The sequence below is a fragment of the Rhizobium phaseoli genome, from assembly GCF_010668805.1.
GTDB classification, from domain to species: domain Bacteria; phylum Pseudomonadota; class Alphaproteobacteria; order Rhizobiales; family Rhizobiaceae; genus Rhizobium; species Rhizobium phaseoli_A.
Window position 1 is genome coordinate 533,359 of sequence record NZ_WUFT01000001.1, and the last position, 14,784, is coordinate 548,142.

Annotated in this window: 14 protein-coding genes and 1 pseudogene; 12 read left to right on the plus strand and 3 right to left on the minus strand. The window is 60.8% G+C overall.

The genetic code is table 11. The annotated features are described in order from the left end of the window. The first annotated feature begins 27 nt into the window (after window positions 1–27). The 10 genes from GR197_RS02745 to GR197_RS02790 all read left to right on the plus strand — a co-directional run bounded on the left by GR197_RS02745 (window position 28) and on the right by GR197_RS02790 (window position 9,711). Entirely contained in the window at window positions 28–1,005 is a 978-nt protein-coding gene (locus GR197_RS02745; RefSeq protein WP_164006486.1) for a tagatose kinase, read from the plus strand. After that, window positions 1,005–2,282 carry a D-tagatose-bisphosphate aldolase, class II, non-catalytic subunit gene (locus GR197_RS02750; protein ID WP_164006587.1) on the plus strand — a complete coding sequence of 426 codons (1,278 nt, stop codon included), beginning with the start codon at window positions 1,005–1,007 and terminating at the stop codon, window positions 2,280–2,282. Before GR197_RS02745 ends, GR197_RS02750 begins: the two co-directional genes overlap by 1 nt. 29 nt (window positions 2,283–2,311) lie before the next feature. Next, on the plus strand, window positions 2,312–3,037 hold the full coding sequence (locus GR197_RS02755; protein ID WP_164006487.1) for an SDR family oxidoreductase: 726 nt from the start codon (window positions 2,312–2,314) through the stop codon (window positions 3,035–3,037). An 11-nt stretch (window positions 3,038–3,048) separates the two neighbouring features. Next, on the plus strand, window positions 3,049–3,822 hold the full coding sequence (locus tag GR197_RS02760) for an SDR family NAD(P)-dependent oxidoreductase (RefSeq protein WP_164006488.1): 774 nt from the start codon (window positions 3,049–3,051) through the stop codon (window positions 3,820–3,822). Window positions 3,823–3,979: 157 nt separating this feature from the next. Continuing rightward, window positions 3,980–4,804: a class I fructose-bisphosphate aldolase gene (locus tag GR197_RS02765; protein ID WP_164006489.1), complete on the plus strand. Its 825-nt coding sequence runs from the start codon at window positions 3,980–3,982 to the stop codon at window positions 4,802–4,804. 20 nt (window positions 4,805–4,824) lie between these two features. Continuing rightward, the gene (locus GR197_RS02770; protein ID WP_164006490.1) at window positions 4,825–5,979 is read left to right on the plus strand and encodes a Gfo/Idh/MocA family protein; all 1,155 of its coding nucleotides are present in this window, start codon (window positions 4,825–4,827) and stop codon (window positions 5,977–5,979) included. After that, a complete protein-coding gene (locus GR197_RS02775) occupies window positions 5,979–6,650 on the plus strand; it encodes a D-lyxose/D-mannose family sugar isomerase (protein ID WP_164006491.1) in 672 nt (223 codons plus the stop codon). The genes GR197_RS02770 and GR197_RS02775 overlap by 1 nt, the downstream gene beginning before the upstream one ends. Then, a complete protein-coding gene (locus tag GR197_RS02780) occupies window positions 6,650–7,708 on the plus strand; it encodes a carbohydrate kinase family protein (protein ID WP_164006492.1) in 1,059 nt (352 codons plus the stop codon). The genes GR197_RS02775 and GR197_RS02780 overlap by 1 nt, the downstream gene beginning before the upstream one ends. Window positions 7,709–7,844: 136 nt before the next feature. After that, a complete protein-coding gene (locus GR197_RS02785; protein WP_164006493.1) occupies window positions 7,845–8,633 on the plus strand; it encodes an L-iditol 2-dehydrogenase in 789 nt (262 codons plus the stop codon). 67 nt (window positions 8,634–8,700) lie between these two features. Beyond that, window positions 8,701–9,711: a zinc-dependent alcohol dehydrogenase family protein gene (locus tag GR197_RS02790; protein WP_164006494.1), complete on the plus strand. Its 1,011-nt coding sequence runs from the start codon at window positions 8,701–8,703 to the stop codon at window positions 9,709–9,711. Here the strand turns inward: GR197_RS02790 and GR197_RS02795 are convergent. Further along, entirely contained in the window at window positions 9,708–10,742 is a 1,035-nt protein-coding gene (locus tag GR197_RS02795) for a substrate-binding domain-containing protein (protein WP_164006495.1), read from the minus strand. The two genes, GR197_RS02790 and GR197_RS02795, sit on opposite strands and share 4 nt — an antisense overlap. A 157-nt stretch (window positions 10,743–10,899) precedes the next feature. On the opposite strand from GR197_RS02795, the gene GR197_RS02800 reads away from it, so the two are divergent. Both GR197_RS02800 and GR197_RS02805 read left to right on the plus strand, forming a co-directional pair. Then, entirely contained in the window at window positions 10,900–11,550 is a 651-nt protein-coding gene (locus GR197_RS02800; protein ID WP_164006496.1) for an esterase/lipase family protein, read from the plus strand. A 100-nt stretch (window positions 11,551–11,650) separates the two neighbouring features. Then, window positions 11,651–12,796, plus strand: coding sequence for a right-handed parallel beta-helix repeat-containing protein (locus GR197_RS02805; protein WP_164006497.1), 1,146 nt, complete (start codon window positions 11,651–11,653; stop codon window positions 12,794–12,796). Window positions 12,797–12,883: 87 nt separating this feature from the next. Here GR197_RS02805 and GR197_RS02810 read toward each other — a convergent pair whose 3' ends face one another. Further along, window positions 12,884–14,218, minus strand: coding sequence for an O-antigen ligase family protein (locus GR197_RS02810; RefSeq protein ID WP_164006498.1), 1,335 nt, complete (start codon window positions 14,216–14,218; stop codon window positions 12,884–12,886). 360 nt (window positions 14,219–14,578) lie between these two features. Continuing rightward, window positions 14,579–14,767 (minus strand): annotated as a pseudogene (locus tag GR197_RS02815) (Ku protein); the annotation flags it as partial. Between the last annotated feature and the right edge of the window lie 17 nt (window positions 14,768–14,784).

The window sequence follows — 14,784 nt, forward strand, 5'->3', positions numbered from 1 at the left end:
CAACAGGGATCGAAAGCAGGATTGCAAATGGCTTCAATACTGGCTCCGGACGCGCTTGGTCCCACGGTTTGCGTGGGGGAGATCCTGGTGGAGATCGTCGCCACGACGGTTGGAGACGGGTTCCTCGAAGCCCAGCCGCTCGTCGGTCCGTTTGCGAGCGGAGCGCCGGCGATCTTCATTTCGCAGTGCGGCCGCCTCGGCGGTCAGGCGGCAATGGTCGGCGCCGTCGGCGATGACGATTTCGGCCGCGTCAATACCGATCGCCTCAAACGCGACGGCGTCGATATCTCGGCCATTTCGATCGATCCGGATTACCCGACGGGAAGCGCTTTCGTTCGCTACCGGAAGGACGGCTCCAGAGATTTCGTCTACAACATCGCCACCTCCGCAGCCGCGCGCTTCGGCTGGTCTGAATTGGTCGGCAATCTGATCAACCGGAGCGGACATCTGCACGTGATGGGCTCCGCCCTGTCGGTTCCGAGTGCGCGCGCGGTGATCGACAAGGCGGTCGATATCGTCAAGGCGCGCGGTGGAACGCTCTCGGTCGATCCGAACCTTCGCAAGGAGCTGAAACTGGACGAGGACACCGAGCGCCGGTTTTCCAAGCTTGTCGCCGCCGCCGATCTGCTTCTGCCGTCCGGAGAGGAGCTTGAGCGTGCCGCGGGTGTCGAAGGCGAGGCGGAAGCGATCCGGCACCTGTTCGAGATGGGCGTCAAAGAGATCGTGCTGAAGCGCGGAGCCGGCGGCGCGACCTGCTTCGCCAGCGGCGGAGACCGCATCGACGCTCCCGCCTTCGTCGTTCAGGAGATCGACCCTACGGGCGCCGGCGACTGCTTCGGCGGTGCCTATCTCACCTGCCGGCGGCTCGGAATGTCTCCAAAGCAGGCTCTGACCTATGCCTCGGCCGCCGGCGCCCGCAACGTCACGGTGCTGGGCCCGATGGAAGGTGCGGGCAGCCGCCGGGAACTCGATGCATTCATCGCGTCAACGGAAAGGCGGCCGTGATGGAGGTGTATCTCAACGAACTGGCGAGGCTCAGGATCGAAGGCCAGCCGAGAGGCGTCACCTCCGTATGCTCCGCCCATCCGATCGTGCTGCGCGCCGCGCTGCGGCATGGGCGGCAACAGGAAAGCACCGTGCTGATCGAAGCGACCTGCAACCAGGTCAATCACCTCGGCGGCTATACCGGCATGACGCCGAGCGATTTCGCCTCTCTCGTCATGAAGATCGCGGTGGAGGAGGGGTGCCCGGAAAAACTGATCGTTCTCGGCGGCGACCACCTCGGCCCCAATCCCTGGCGCGACCGGCCGGCGGAAGAGGCCATGGCCGAGGCGGAGAAGATGGTGGCCGCCTATGTCGACGCCGGATTCCGCAAGATTCATCTCGACGCCTCGATGGGCTGCAAGGGCGAGCCGACGGCGCTCGACGACGAAACCACCGCCCATCGCGCCGCCCGGCTTGCCGCGGTCGCCGAGGCTTCGGCGAGGAAGACCGGCGGCGCAATGCCGGTTTACGTCATCGGCACCGAAGTGCCGCCGCCCGGCGGGGCCGATCATGCCCTGACGACGATCGAGCCGACCGCTGCCGCGGCGGCGCTAAAAACGATCGACGTCCACCGTCGGATTTTTGCGGAGGCAGGACTCGGGCAAGCGTTTGGACGGGCGATCGGGCTGGTCGTTCAGCCGGGTGTCGAGTTCGGCAATCAGAATGTCATCTTCTACGACCGCAGCAAGATAGACGGCCTGAAATCGGTGCTCATCGACGCGCCGCAATTCGTGTTCGAGGCTCACTCGACGGATTATCAGCGGACCAGGCCGTTGACCGCGCTGGTGAAGGACGGGTTCCCCATTCTGAAGGTCGGCCCCGAGTTGACCTTCGTTTTGCGCGAGGCGCTCTATGCGCTCGACGCGATCGCTTCGGACCTCTTGCCCGACTACGGTCAGCGTCCGCTCTATGCGGCGATGGAAGCCCTGATGCTCGATCAGCCAAGCAATTGGAGCCGCCATTACCACGGGACAAAAGCCGAGATGCGTTGGTTGCGGCATTATTCGCTGTCTGACCGCATCCGCTATTATTGGGCGTCGGCTGAAGCGCAGGATGCCGTCCGGCGCCTGTGCGGGGCGCTTCGAGGGCAATCCGTCCCGCTGCCATTGTTTTGGCAGCATATGCCGGCCGCGCAGGGTTTTGCAGATGCGCCGCTCGATCCGGATGAGGTTTTGATCTGGAGAGTGACGAACAGTCTCGCCGACTATCACGCCGCCTGCGGCGTCGGGAAGAATTAGCAATCAGGATCAAGCAGGAGGAGAAATCGATGCAGGAATTGAATGGGAAGATCGCCGCGGTCACGGGTGCGGCGTCCGGCATAGGATTGGCCTCGACGGAGGCAATGCTCGCCGCGGGCGCGACGGTCGTGCTGGTGGACCGGGATGAGAAGGCCCTTGAGACGGTTTGCAGCCGGCTTGGCGAGCGCGCTATTCCGCTCGTGATCAACCTGCTCAATCCGAACGAGTGCGCCGGACTGCTTGAGGGCGTCCTGGCGAAGACGGGCAAACTCGATATCCTGCATGCCAATGCCGGCACTTATATCGGCGGCGACCTTGTGGAAACCGACCTCGATACGATCGATCGGATGCTCAATCTCAACGTCAATGTCGTCATCAAGAACGTTCACAATGTCATTCCTCACATGATCGACCGGGGCACTGGCGACATTGTCGTCACCAGCTCCGTCGCTGGACATTCGGCGATCCCCTGGGAACCGGTCTATTCCTCGTCGAAATGGGCGATGACCTGCTTTGTCCAGACGATGCGCCGCCAGCTTCTGAAAAACGGCATTCGCGTCGGATCGGTGTCGCCAGGGCCGGTGATCAGCGCTCTGCTCGCGGATTGGCCGGAGGAAAACCTTCGCAAGGCCAAGGAGGCCGGCGCTTTGATCGAACCCAAGGAGGTTGCCGACGCGATCATCTTCATGCTGACCCGGCCGCGCAACGTCACCATCCGCGATATCGTGGTCCTCCCCAGCGCATTCGACATCTGAAGGAGCCTGATATGAGCTACCAGGAGAAATTTCGCCTCGATGGCGAACGTGCGGTGGTCACGGGGGGAGGGCGTGCGATCGGGCTGTGCTGCACCGAGGCGCTGGCGGAGGCGGGCGCCGCGGTCGTCGTCATCGAACGCAGCGAGGCCGACGCCCGGCAAGCGCTTGCGCTGCGCGATAAGGGCTACGATATCGAAGTCCGGGTGGGCGACGTCACCGACGCCGGCCGAATGGACGCAATCGCCAATGAGCTTGCCGGCGGAGCCCGGCCGGCGACGATCCTCGTCAACAATGCCGGGATCGGCCAGAACGGCATCGCGGCGGAGGATCTCACCGACGCCGATTGGCTGCGCATGATGGACGTCAATCTCAACGGCGTCTTCTGGTGCTCGCGCGCCTTCGGTCGTCACATGATCTCGATGAAGCGCGGCGCCATCGTCAACCTCGGCTCGATGTCGGGGCACATCTGCAACCGGCCGCAGCCGCAGACGGCCTACAACGTCTCCAAGGCGGCAGTCCATCACCTCACGCGTTCGCTGGCCGCCGAATGGGCGCAGCACGGTATCAGGGTAAATGCCGTCGCGCCCACCTACATCGAGACACCGATGGTAGTGGCCGTCGAAGCCAATCGCGAGCGGATTCCAATCTGGCTTGCCGACACGCCGATGGGCAGGATGGGAACGCCGGAGGAGGTGGCAAGCGCGGTCCTCTTCCTCGCCTCGGGCGCAGCCAGCCTCATGACTGGCGCCATCGTCAACGTCGATGCAGGGTTCACCTGCTGGTAGCGCTTTCGGGACGAGGCGCGAGCAGCGCCTCGTCCGAATTGGAAAACTGTCTGCCGCGAAAATCAGCGGATATGGAAACGTTACCACATCTTGTTGACTCGCATTCCTGCCCGATTTATTTGAATGTGGAAACGTTGCCATATCAGGGAGGAGCTTGATGAAGTCCGCACGGTTGAACCGACTTTTCGGCGTGTCCGGAAATTGTTTTGACGTCGCTATCGATCACGGCATGTTCAATGAACGGACTTTCCTTGCCGGCATCGAGAACATGAAGACGGCCATCGAGGTGATCGCTGAGGCCGGCCCGGATGCCATTCAGCTTCCGCCGGGCACCGCACCCCTTCTGCAGGCCATTCCCGGAAAACATCGCCCGGCACTGGTGCTGCGCACCGATATCGCCAATATCTACGGCAATCCGCTTCCCTCTCAATTGTTTTCCGAAATGATCGACAGGGCGGTGGAACAGGGCGTTGCGTTGGATGCCGCCTGTGTCGTCGTCAATCTTCTGATGCTGCCGGACCAGCCGGAAGTCTACCGCGCCTGCGTGCGCAACGTGAACAGCCTGAAGCGCGAATGCGAGATCTACGGCATGCCGCTGATGGTCGAGCCGCTCGTCATGCAGGACAATTCCAAGGGCGCCTATATGGTCGATGGCGCGATCGACAAGATCCTGCCGCTCGTGCGCCAGGCGGCCGAACTCGGCGCCGACATCATCAAGGCCGACCCGTGCGACAATGTCGAGGAATATCATCGCGTGGTCGAAATCGCCCAGGGCCTGCCGGTGCTGGTGCGCGGCGGCGGCCGCGTTTCGGATCAGGAAATCCTGATCCGCACCAAGCAGTTGATGGAGCAGGGCGCCCGTGGCATCGTCTATGGCCGCAACGTCATTCAGCATCACAATCCCGGCGGCATGACGCAGGCCTTGATGGCGATCGTCCATGACAAGGCTTCCGTCGAGCAAGCCTCGCTGCATCTTGGCTGACGCGTCTGGGAGGACATGTCATGACGAAAATATTCCGCTTCGGCGTCATCGGCTGCGGTCTGATGGGACGCGAGTTCGCCAGCGCCGCGGCGCGCTGGCTGCATCTGGCCGATGTGAAGGCGCGACCCGAAATTGTCGCCGTCTGCGATACCAATGCGACGCTGCTCGACTGGTTCAAAGATCATGTGCCGACCGTTCGCCAGTTCACCGCCGACTATAAGGAGCTTCTGGCCAATCCCGAGGTCGATGCGGTCTATTGTGCCGTGCCGCACGTGCTGCACCAGCAATTCTATATCGACGTGCTGAAGGCCGGAAAGCATCTTCTCGGCGAAAAGCCCTTCGGCATGGACGCGGCTCAGAACCGGGAGATCATGGCGGTTCTCGCCGAGGACCCCGAACTGCTGGTCCGCTGTTCGTCGGAAATGCCGTTCTTCCCCGGCGCCCAGAAGGTCATCGCGCTCGCAAAAAGCGGTGAGATGGGCGAGATCCTCGAAGTCGAGGCAGGCTTCCTGCACTCTTCGGATATCGACCGGCAAAAACCGATCAACTGGAAGCGCATGGCCGAGATCAATGGCGACTATGGTTGCATGGGTGATCTCGGCATGCATGTGCTGCACGTACCGTTGCGTCTCGGCTGGCGCCCGACGACCCTGCATGCGCAATTGGTCAAAAAGGTCACCGAACGTCCCGACGGCAAGGGCGGCATGCTGCCCTGCACCACTTGGGACAATGCGACGATCAGCAGCCGCGTGCGCGCCGGGGATCAGGATTTTCCGATGGTCCTGAAAACCTGGCGCATCGCGCCCGGCGAATCCAATACCTGGTACATCCGCGTTCTCGGCATGAAGAAAAGCGCATTCTTCAGCACAAAGTCGCCGCGTCAGTGGCAGTGGATGGATTACAATGGCGGCGCGCAGGCTTGGAGCACCGAGGATCTCGGTTATGGCTCGCTGTTTCCCGCCATCACCGGCAAGATCTTCGAATTCGGTTTTGCCGACGCCATCCAGCAGATGTGGGCGGCCTTCGTCGATGAGCTTGCCGGCGGCAATGCGAACGGGTTCGGCTGTGCGACGCCGGCGGAAGCGCAGGCGCATCATGCGGTCCTGACGGCAGCTCTGAAATCCGGCCGCGAGGACGTCGTCGTGCCGGTCGAGTATGATGGGGCGTCTCTCTGATGCAGCGCTCGCAGATCAATGCCGCGTTGCAGCGAGCAAGCGCGACCCTTGAGCGCGGGCACTGGTCCCTGCCGGCATGGGGCTATTGGACGGCGGCGGATTTTGCCCTTCATCCCGAGGCAGCGGCCTATTTGCGCAGCCATCAACTCGGGTGGGATGTCACCGATTTCGGCTCGAACCGGTTTGCCGAATGCGGCCTCGTGCTGTTTTGCCTGCGCAATGGCATCGTTGATGTCGAGGGTGAACGGACCTATGCCGAAAAGCTGCTCTTCGTCGAGGAAGGGCAGGTCACGCCGACACACCGTCATGCGGCCAAGATGGAAGACATCATCAATCGCGCCGGCGGCGATCTCGTCATCGAATTCGCCGCCACCGATGCCGATGACCATGTGCTGAAGGATGATGTGACGGTTCCGGTCGACGGGCTGCCGCGCCTGCTCGCTGCATGGGAGCCGCTGGTTCTCCGGCCTGGCCAGAGCGTGACGATCCGCACCGGGCTTTACCACCGCTTTTACGGCAGGAAAGGCGGCGGACCTGTCCTTGTCGGCGAGGTCAGCCAGGTCAACGACGACAACAGCGACAATTTCTTTCTGGAGCCGATCGGGCGCTTTGCCGCGATCGAGGAGGACGAGCCGCCGCTCAGGCCCTTGTGGAACGAAGGGGGCGGCTGATGCGAACCGGGGAGGAGGTTCACCAGCGCGACAGTCGCAAGCAGGGCGGGATCGTTTGCGCCGGAAATTTCATTGTCGATCGCGTCCACACCCTGTCCTATTGGCCCGAACAGGGCAATCTCGCACATATTCTGCACCAGGATCTGGGCGTCGGAGGCGGGGCTGCCAATGTCGTCACCGATCTGGCCTCGCTGGGATTTCCCGGAAGACTGGCGGCGGCGGGATGCATCGGTGCCGATCCGGACGGAGAGATCGTCAAGGCCAGGCTTGCGATGGCCGGCGTCGATGTCGATGGTCTCACAGCGCTCGCCGACCGGGTGACGGCGCATACGCATGTGATGAATGTGCCCGGCCAGAACCGGACCTTCTTCTATCATGGCGGCGCCAACGATGCCGTCACGGACAGACTCATTTCACCCGCGACCTTCGCCAAGGCCGGCTATCGGCTGTTCTATCTCGGTTATCTCATGCTGTTGCCGGCTCTCGACCGAATTGGCTCAGATGGTCTTTCGGGCGCCTCGCGCCTGCTCGAAGCCGCGCGCCATGCCGGGCTTACGACCTGCGTCGATTTCGTCTCCAGTGAAGACCCGGAATTTGCGGCCAAGGTCGGCGTCGCTCTGCCCTTCTGCGACTTCCTGATTATCAACGAGATGGAGGCGGGTCGGGCAACCGGCACTATCGTTCGCGATGCGAAGGGAGAGTTGATCGAGGCGGAGCTTTTGAAGGCGGGCGAGCGCCTGCTTGCCGCAGGCGTCACCAAGGGAGCGATCATCCACGCGCCGGAGATCTGCCTCTGGTTCTCGCCCGGCGCTGCCCCGATCCTGACGCGGTCAAGAGCCGTCGATCCCCATGACATCGTCAGCACTGTCGGCGCGGGAGACGCCTTCTGCGCCGCCGTGCTCTACGGCCTGCATGAGGACTGGCCTGTCGAACATATCTGCGCCGTCGCCCACGCTGCGGCTGCGTATTGCCTGACGGGCGCGACGGCCACCGACGGCATCCCCGACATGTCTGTGCTTCTGCGGGATGCGAGGGAGACGAACCCGGAATCCGCTTAAGCCCATCGAAATCGCCTGAGAATCGGCGGTTCCGATCGCCATTCAGTCAAAAGGGAGGAGCAAACATGAAGCTATCCATTATGGCCACCGCGCACCGCACCTTTGCCGGTTTGGATGCGATCAGGGAGGCCGCGCGATGACATATACAGAAAGCACGCGGCTCTCCGGCAAGGTGGCATTGGTCACGGGAGGCGCCAGCGGCATTGGCAAAGCGGTCTGCGAACGCTTCGCCGCTGATGGCGCCAAGGTTGTCGTCGCAGATCTCGACGGTGAACGTTGCGCGCGGGTGGCGCAGGCGATCGGCGCTGATGCCTGGGGTGTGGAACTTGATGTGACCAGCCAGGACAGCATCGAAGAAGCCGTGCGCTTTGCCATCGCCGCCGCCGGTAATATCGACATCCTGGTCAACGCCGCCGGCATTTACGAGGTCGAGTCGATCCTGGAAATATCCCGGGAGCGGACAGCGAAGGTGTTTCAGGTCAATATCGAAGGTGTGATCTTCATGACACAGGCCGTTGCCCGGCACATGGTGGAGAGAGGCGCAGGTGGACGCATCATTAATTTCTCCTCCCAGGCAGGCCGTCGCGGCGAAGGACCGGCGGTGGCTTACTGCGCTTCCAAGGCGGCGGTCATCAGCATCACGCAAAGCTGCGCCCTGGAGCTGATCCGCTACGGCATCAACGTCAACGCCATCGCTCCCGGCGTCGTCGATACGCCGATGTGGGACGTCGTCGATGCAAAACTCGGCAGCCGGGAAGGTTTAAAGCCCGGCGAGGTGAAGGCCCGCGTGGCCGCCGCCGTCCCCGCCGGACGATTTGGTGCCGCTGAGGAACAGGCTGCCATGGCAGCCTTCCTGGCCGGGCCTGATGCAGCCTACATCGTGGCACAGTGCTACAATGTCGATGGCGGCAATGTCATGAGCTGAGCGCTTGAGCCGTGCCGGATGGCTTGGTCACTGCGAAGCAATCGAACTTGAGGTCTGGAGGAGTGGAATGAGGGCTGTACGCTTGGAGTCGATCGGGTCATTGACCATGCGCAGCGTCGAGAAACCGGCTGCCGGGCCTGGCGAGGTGCTTGTCCGGGTCGCGGCGGCAGGCATCTGCGGTTCCGATCGTCACATGTACAAGGGCGAATATCCGACGTCTATCCCCGTCACCATGGGCCACGAATTTTGCGGCATAGTGGAAGAGATCGGCGAGGGTGTCGCCCGGTTCACCGGCGGCGAACTGGTGACGGTCGACCCGAATATCGCCTGCGGCACCTGTTCGGCCTGTGCGCAGGCGCGGCCGAATCTATGCGAGAGCCTGACTGCAATCGGCGTGACGCGGGATGGCGGCTTTGCGGAATATGTCACGGTGCCGCAGGCGCAAGCCTTCCTGCTGCCGGCCGATCTCGATCCCGTTCACGGCGCTTTCTGTGAACCGCTGGCCTGCTGTATCCACGCCATCGACAAGGCAAAGATCCGTCCGGGCGACAGCGTCGCCATCCTCGGCGGCGGCGTGATCGGCCTCTTGATGGTGCAACTGGCCCGCCTGGCTGGGGCAGGGAAGGTCATTTTGATCACGCGCCAGCAAACGAGACGCCAAACCGCTCTGTGCCTGGGGGCCACCCACGCCTTTGACCCGGCCTCTTCGGACACGATCGCGTCTGTTCGGGAGGTCACCAAAGGCGGCGCAGACGTGGTCATCGAGTGCGCCGGCGTGAGCGACACGCTGCAAAGCGGTCTGAGGATGGCGCGGCGCGGCGGCACCTTTGTGCTTTTCGGGGTGACGCCGGCAGGTGTCGAGGTGCCGGTTCTGCCCTTCGATCTGCTGATCAATGAAATCGACATAAAGCCGGCCTACCTCAACCCCTTCACACATTCGCGCGCTGCGGCACTGGTGGCAAACGGGGCATTGGAACTGGACGCATTGATCACCAAAACCATAGGTCTCGAAGAGGTCGCCGACGTGGTCGGCAACGCGCCATCGCCGGGCGAGATCAAGGTGATCGTCCGGCCCTAAAGCGGGTTTTTTGCGCTGCGGACGGGGCCGGTGGAATCGCGCGTAATCAGCGTCACCGGCACTTTGACGATCGCCCCCTGTCGAGATCCGTCCGCTGTTTGCTGTTCTAAAATCAGCGCTTCCAGCAGCCGTGCTGCCTGCTGTCCGACATTGCGGATCGGCTGCGCGACGGTTGTCAGCCGTGGGAAGACGTAGGCTGCCTCCGGCAGGTCGTCGAAGCCGACGACCGAATAATCGTTCGGAACGGAAAATCCGCGGTCCTGGATCGCATGAATTGCCGCAATCGCCGAAATATCGGTGGTGCCGATGATCGCGGTGATTTCAGGCCGAGACGCCAGCAATTCGTGCGCCAGCCGGTAGGTCTCGGCAAAGCTGTGCTCTTCCGCCATCGCCACGGCGGCAGGCGTGATGCCGTCTTTCGCCATTTCCGCCGTGATGCCCTGGAGGCGGAGCTGGATAGGCTGACTATGTGCTGGCGCCCCGACGATGGCGATCGCCCGGTGGCCGAGGCCGATCAGATGGCGCGCCATCAGCCGCCCGCCATCCTCATGATCGGCCATCACCGCGTCGTCGGCGATGCCCTTCAGCTCGCGGTCAATGGCGATGATTGGAATGCGCGCATCCCGCAGTGCCCCGAAATGCTCGATGCTGCCGAAAGCGCTTGCAACGATGACCCCATCGACGCGCTGGGCGAGCAGCATGGAGATATAGCGTGCCTCGTGATTGATATTTTCCGCCGTGCTGCAGATCAGCGTCTGATACCCGTGCTGAAACAATTCCTGTTCGATGGCATGGGCGAGGATGCCGAAGAACGGCACGTCAATCGACGGCAGCATCAATCCGATCATCCGGCTTGGTGCACCGCGCAGCATACGGGCGCCCTTGCTGGGTGTGTAGTTCAGTGTTCGGATAGCCGCCTCGACGCGGTCCCTGAGCTCGGGCGAAGCGTAACCACTATTGTTGAGCACACGCGAGACCGAAGAGACCGACGTTCCCGCGAGTTTAGCGATATGTCTGATGCTGGTCGTCACGTGCTCGCATTTCTCTTTCTCGACAGCGCAAACGTCTTTTCAGATGCTGTAGCACTTTGAATGCTGCACAACTTATCCTTAAATCGACTCCGATCTAAGGAATTCCTACGCCACAACCAAGCTTTCGAATATATGGCTATTCGGACATGGACACCTGATGAACGACACAGTCCTCCTTTTTCACGGCATTGCCCGAACGAAGAAAAGCATGGAGAAGCTCGCCGTCTTCCTGTCCGGCAACGGTTATCGGATTGTGAATGTCGGTTACCCCTCCACCAAGTTTTCGATCAGCGACCTCGTCGACATCGTTCGACCGCAGATCGACGCCGCTGCGAAGGAAGCAGGCAACGGCCGTCTTCATTTTGTCGGTTATTCGATGGGTGGGCTGCTCATCCGCGCTTTTCTCAGGAACGACCGCCCGCCCAACCTTGGAAGAGTGGTCATGGTGGGAACACCGAACAACGGCAGTCAGATTGCCGATTTCCTCAAGGCCTGGCCGCTATACAGGAAGTTCTATGGACCGGCGGGGCAGCAGCTGACGACCGATCAAACCGCAATGAGCGAGCTGTTCGGCACCGTCAATTACGAACTTGGCATCATCGCAGGCAATAGGACCATTGACCCGGTCTCTTCCCTAATCATCGGCCTCAGGGTTCCGAACGATGGCAAGGTTTCGGTAGAGAGCCCGCGTCTCGACGGCGCGGCGGCGCATATCGTCATTCCCGCCAACCACACTTTCTTACCCGTCAACAAGACCATGTGGAGCCAAGCCCTTTCGTTTCTGCAAGATGGGCGCTTCGTAAGCTGACACGGGATGTGATCGGGAGTAGATGATTTCCGAATATTCAAACATCCGCCACACCTCCTCTGCTTAAATCCCCGCTGCATCGCTATCGAAGGAAAATGCCATGCCCGCCATCCTGCGAAAGAAAATTCACGGCGCCGCGACAAGGGGGCAGGTCATCGACGGGGCCGACGATATCGGCGTCGCCTATCAGGTGTTTTCCGATACGGTGGTGGAGGACGTGATCGTCAAGAATTCGCCTCGCGGCTTCAAATTTCACAACGGCCAAAATCTCACCGTCAGGCGATGCGAAACGGAGAATGTCAGGGGCGACGGCATCTATCTCACGAAGACTGCGCATGTGTTGTTGGAGAACAACCGCATGGGCGAGGCGCCGGGCGAGGGCGCAGACTGCTGCCAGTTCGCCTACCAAAACAGTGACGACAATATCAGCTCCGATGTCACGATCCGCGGCAATCTTTTCCTTCAGTCGCCGACGAGCACATCCAACAAGGGTGCGCTGGTCTGCGACAAAACAAGACGGTACCTTGTCGAATACAACTTTATCGGCGGCAAGAATTTTTCCTTTTCGTCGATCGGCGATGATGCCGTCGTGCGCAGCAACATCATGCGCGACGGCAGGATGAATGATTATTCCTTCGGCTACGGCATCGGCGACAAGGCCGACCACAACGGCCACCACGTCTATGACAACTGGATCGAGAACACCAATCGCGGCATCAGCCTGAGCGGTTTTTCGGATCAGGAACAGGCATTTCGCAAAGACATCGATATCCACGACAACGTCATCAGCCAATGCGACATTGCATTCTTCGCCAACCGTCCGTGGTCCGGGAGCTTCCGGCGCAACATATTCCTGCGCTGCGAGCAGGATATCGTTTTGAAGGGAAAGGGCAAAGCGACTGCGGGGGATATCGATGGCAATTATTTCAATGACGGCAGCTTCCTGAACGTCACCCCGCCGCCGCTTACCTTCAAGTCGGACGGAAAAGCGTCCGTTTCGTCTGGCCAATGGTCATCCGAGCCCGATGAGATCCGCATCCAGTGGCGGGACAAGGGGATCGATATTCCAGGCGCCAACCGGCCTTCCATCACCGTTGCGCCCGGCATGGAACTGTCCTGCGTGCTGCTGGCCCGCAAGGCGCAGAATTGGATGCTGGCGATCGCCGAGACGGCCTATGACGACTTCACGCCGCGCGCATGGCAGGAGCAGAGGCTGCCTTGGCAGAAACGTTATCTCTCGATTTAAAGCCTACCGTAGGCAACGCTGGAGCTTGGGCGCCTGCCGACGCCATGCAAGCACCCAGGAGGCGCTCTAGACGTCGAGCCCTCCCCCTCAGGGCTGGTGTAGATTCCGGTTTGTCCGCAACCTGGGACGCAGTTCGGAGAGCGCCATGACCATGTGGGGCCATAGAATGAACGGTGCCAGCATCATGCCTGCCTCGGTCATGGCTCCAAGCATGATGAGGATGATGATGGCAATCTCCTTCCGCCTGGCGCCGGATTCGGCCGGGTCGGCGTCGACGATGGTCATCTTCCTGAACAGGCGGGTCAGCAAAAACAAGCTCCATGCGGCAATGCCTGGAATGCCGATATTCAGCGCTAACTCAAGATAGGTGTTGTGGGTCGAGCGGGCGTCGAAGGTAACCTTGACATATTGCTCCATGACCTCGGGCTGACGAAACATCGCAAAGCCATAACCGGTGAGGGGCCTATCCCATATCAATGGCAATAGCTGTTCCCAGATGTTGGTGCGGCCTGAGAAGGTAATGTCTTTGCCGAATGCTTCTGCAACTGCCGAGGCCACCCCGAGATAAACGAAGCTGGCGCCGAAGCCGACGATCACGAACAGCAGGAAAACGACGAAGGAGCGAAACAGACGGTTCGGGTAGATGTGAATAATGCGAACGCCGTACAGCATCATGCTGCCGAACATCGTCAAGACGACAGCTGTCGAGGACTTCGTTGCCACAATCAAGGCGAGAAGGCAAAGCATCGCAGCCCAGCGGATCAGGGTGCTGTAACGAAGCCGGCCGAGCTTCTCCGTCGATAGCAGGCAGACAAAGCTGACCGAGCAAAACTGCCCCAACGTGTTTTTATGATAAAAAGCACCTTTGACCATGCCGGCGTAGCTGCCACGCATGATGGCGAATTGTGGGAATGCGACTGTGTAGAGAACGTTGATAAATGCCGCCGCTATCGCAAAACGCCCGATTATCCGGAACGCTTCGACGTTGCCGTAGCGCGCACGGTACAGAAGAGGTGGGATTGCGAGAACGATGACCGCGGCCAATCCTTTCAAGGACGCGGCCTTGTCGATGGAGAAGACTATTGATGTCAGGCACGAAATGCCGACAACGACGATGAACGGTGAAATCCGTGAAAAGACCCGCAGGAACTGCTTTTGCTCCAACAGAAAATACAAGCCTGACAAAGGAATAAGGCTGTAGAGCAAGAGCTTCATCGGCAGTGGATCGACAAAGGCGCCGTCTTCGAAGTTTGCGGGCAGGCCGTACCACATGCTTGTGGCTCGCCAAAGAGCAGCATAAAATGCTATCGTAAGAACAAGTTTTGCCAGCACATCGCGTCTGACGCGCCACCGCGGCACAGACTGCCGGTGGTAGCCCGCCGGATAGTGGTGTCTTGCTAAAGCTGCATCTTCTATCGTCATCAAAGGCTCATATAGATCAATCTGGAAAGCTCCGGCTGTTCGCCACGATCAAGGCATGCCGGTATTCGATTGAACGGAGCCAGGAACTGATTTTCTGCATTCCTCGCCTTCCGCTCGCGAAGAACGAATTCGTTGGGGCCGTTTCGATAACGTCGTCCTAGCTTCGCAAACTGCCCGTTCCGGCGGGCGATACAGCCAGGGCAAGCCTGCCCAGTGGCCCAAACCTGTTGAAGCGGCACGTCTCACTTCGCTATGCGGCGCGACTTTAAGCGAACTCATTGCCTGAATCCAGCCGATAAAATCACGTCATGATGTCGCGCCGTTTGACTGTCCGCCAAAGAGGAATTGTCTCGCGACAGATTTAAGGCACTCGTCGCGCTCGACGGGTTTGCCGGTCTCGCTGTCGACGAATTGCCGTTCCACCCGATGGCCGGTCCTGCGGTTGATGATGTTGAAGGAGATGCGTTCGGAGGAGGAAATGGCGGAGCCCGACGGCACAGGCAAGGTCGCCCACTTTCAGATGGCCTTTCAGCCTGCCCGCGCGGACATTCCATCCTCGCTGCAGA

Excerpts from the sequence above, each read along its gene's own strand:
- GR197_RS02745 (WP_164006486.1), top strand. The coding sequence starts at position 28 with ATGGCTTCAATACTGGCTCCGGACGCGCTTGGTCCCACGGTTTGCGTG.
- GR197_RS02750 (WP_164006587.1), top strand. The coding sequence starts at position 1,005 with ATGGAGGTGTATCTCAACGAACTGGCGAGGCTCAGGATCGAAGGCCAG.
- GR197_RS02755 (WP_164006487.1), top strand. The coding sequence starts at position 2,312 with ATGCAGGAATTGAATGGGAAGATCGCCGCGGTCACGGGTGCGGCGTCC.
- GR197_RS02760 (WP_164006488.1), top strand. The coding sequence starts at position 3,049 with ATGAGCTACCAGGAGAAATTTCGCCTCGATGGCGAACGTGCGGTGGTC.
- GR197_RS02765 (WP_164006489.1), top strand. The coding sequence starts at position 3,980 with ATGAAGTCCGCACGGTTGAACCGACTTTTCGGCGTGTCCGGAAATTGT.
- GR197_RS02770 (WP_164006490.1), top strand. The coding sequence starts at position 4,825 with ATGACGAAAATATTCCGCTTCGGCGTCATCGGCTGCGGTCTGATGGGA.
- GR197_RS02775 (WP_164006491.1), top strand. The coding sequence starts at position 5,979 with ATGCAGCGCTCGCAGATCAATGCCGCGTTGCAGCGAGCAAGCGCGACC.
- GR197_RS02780 (WP_164006492.1), top strand. The coding sequence starts at position 6,650 with ATGCGAACCGGGGAGGAGGTTCACCAGCGCGACAGTCGCAAGCAGGGC.
- GR197_RS02785 (WP_164006493.1), top strand. The coding sequence starts at position 7,845 with ATGACATATACAGAAAGCACGCGGCTCTCCGGCAAGGTGGCATTGGTC.
- GR197_RS02790 (WP_164006494.1), top strand. The coding sequence starts at position 8,701 with ATGAGGGCTGTACGCTTGGAGTCGATCGGGTCATTGACCATGCGCAGC.
- GR197_RS02800 (WP_164006496.1), top strand. The coding sequence starts at position 10,900 with ATGAACGACACAGTCCTCCTTTTTCACGGCATTGCCCGAACGAAGAAA.
- GR197_RS02805 (WP_164006497.1), top strand. The coding sequence starts at position 11,651 with ATGCCCGCCATCCTGCGAAAGAAAATTCACGGCGCCGCGACAAGGGGG.
- GR197_RS02810 (WP_164006498.1), bottom strand. The coding sequence starts at position 14,218 with ATGACGATAGAAGATGCAGCTTTAGCAAGACACCACTATCCGGCGGGC.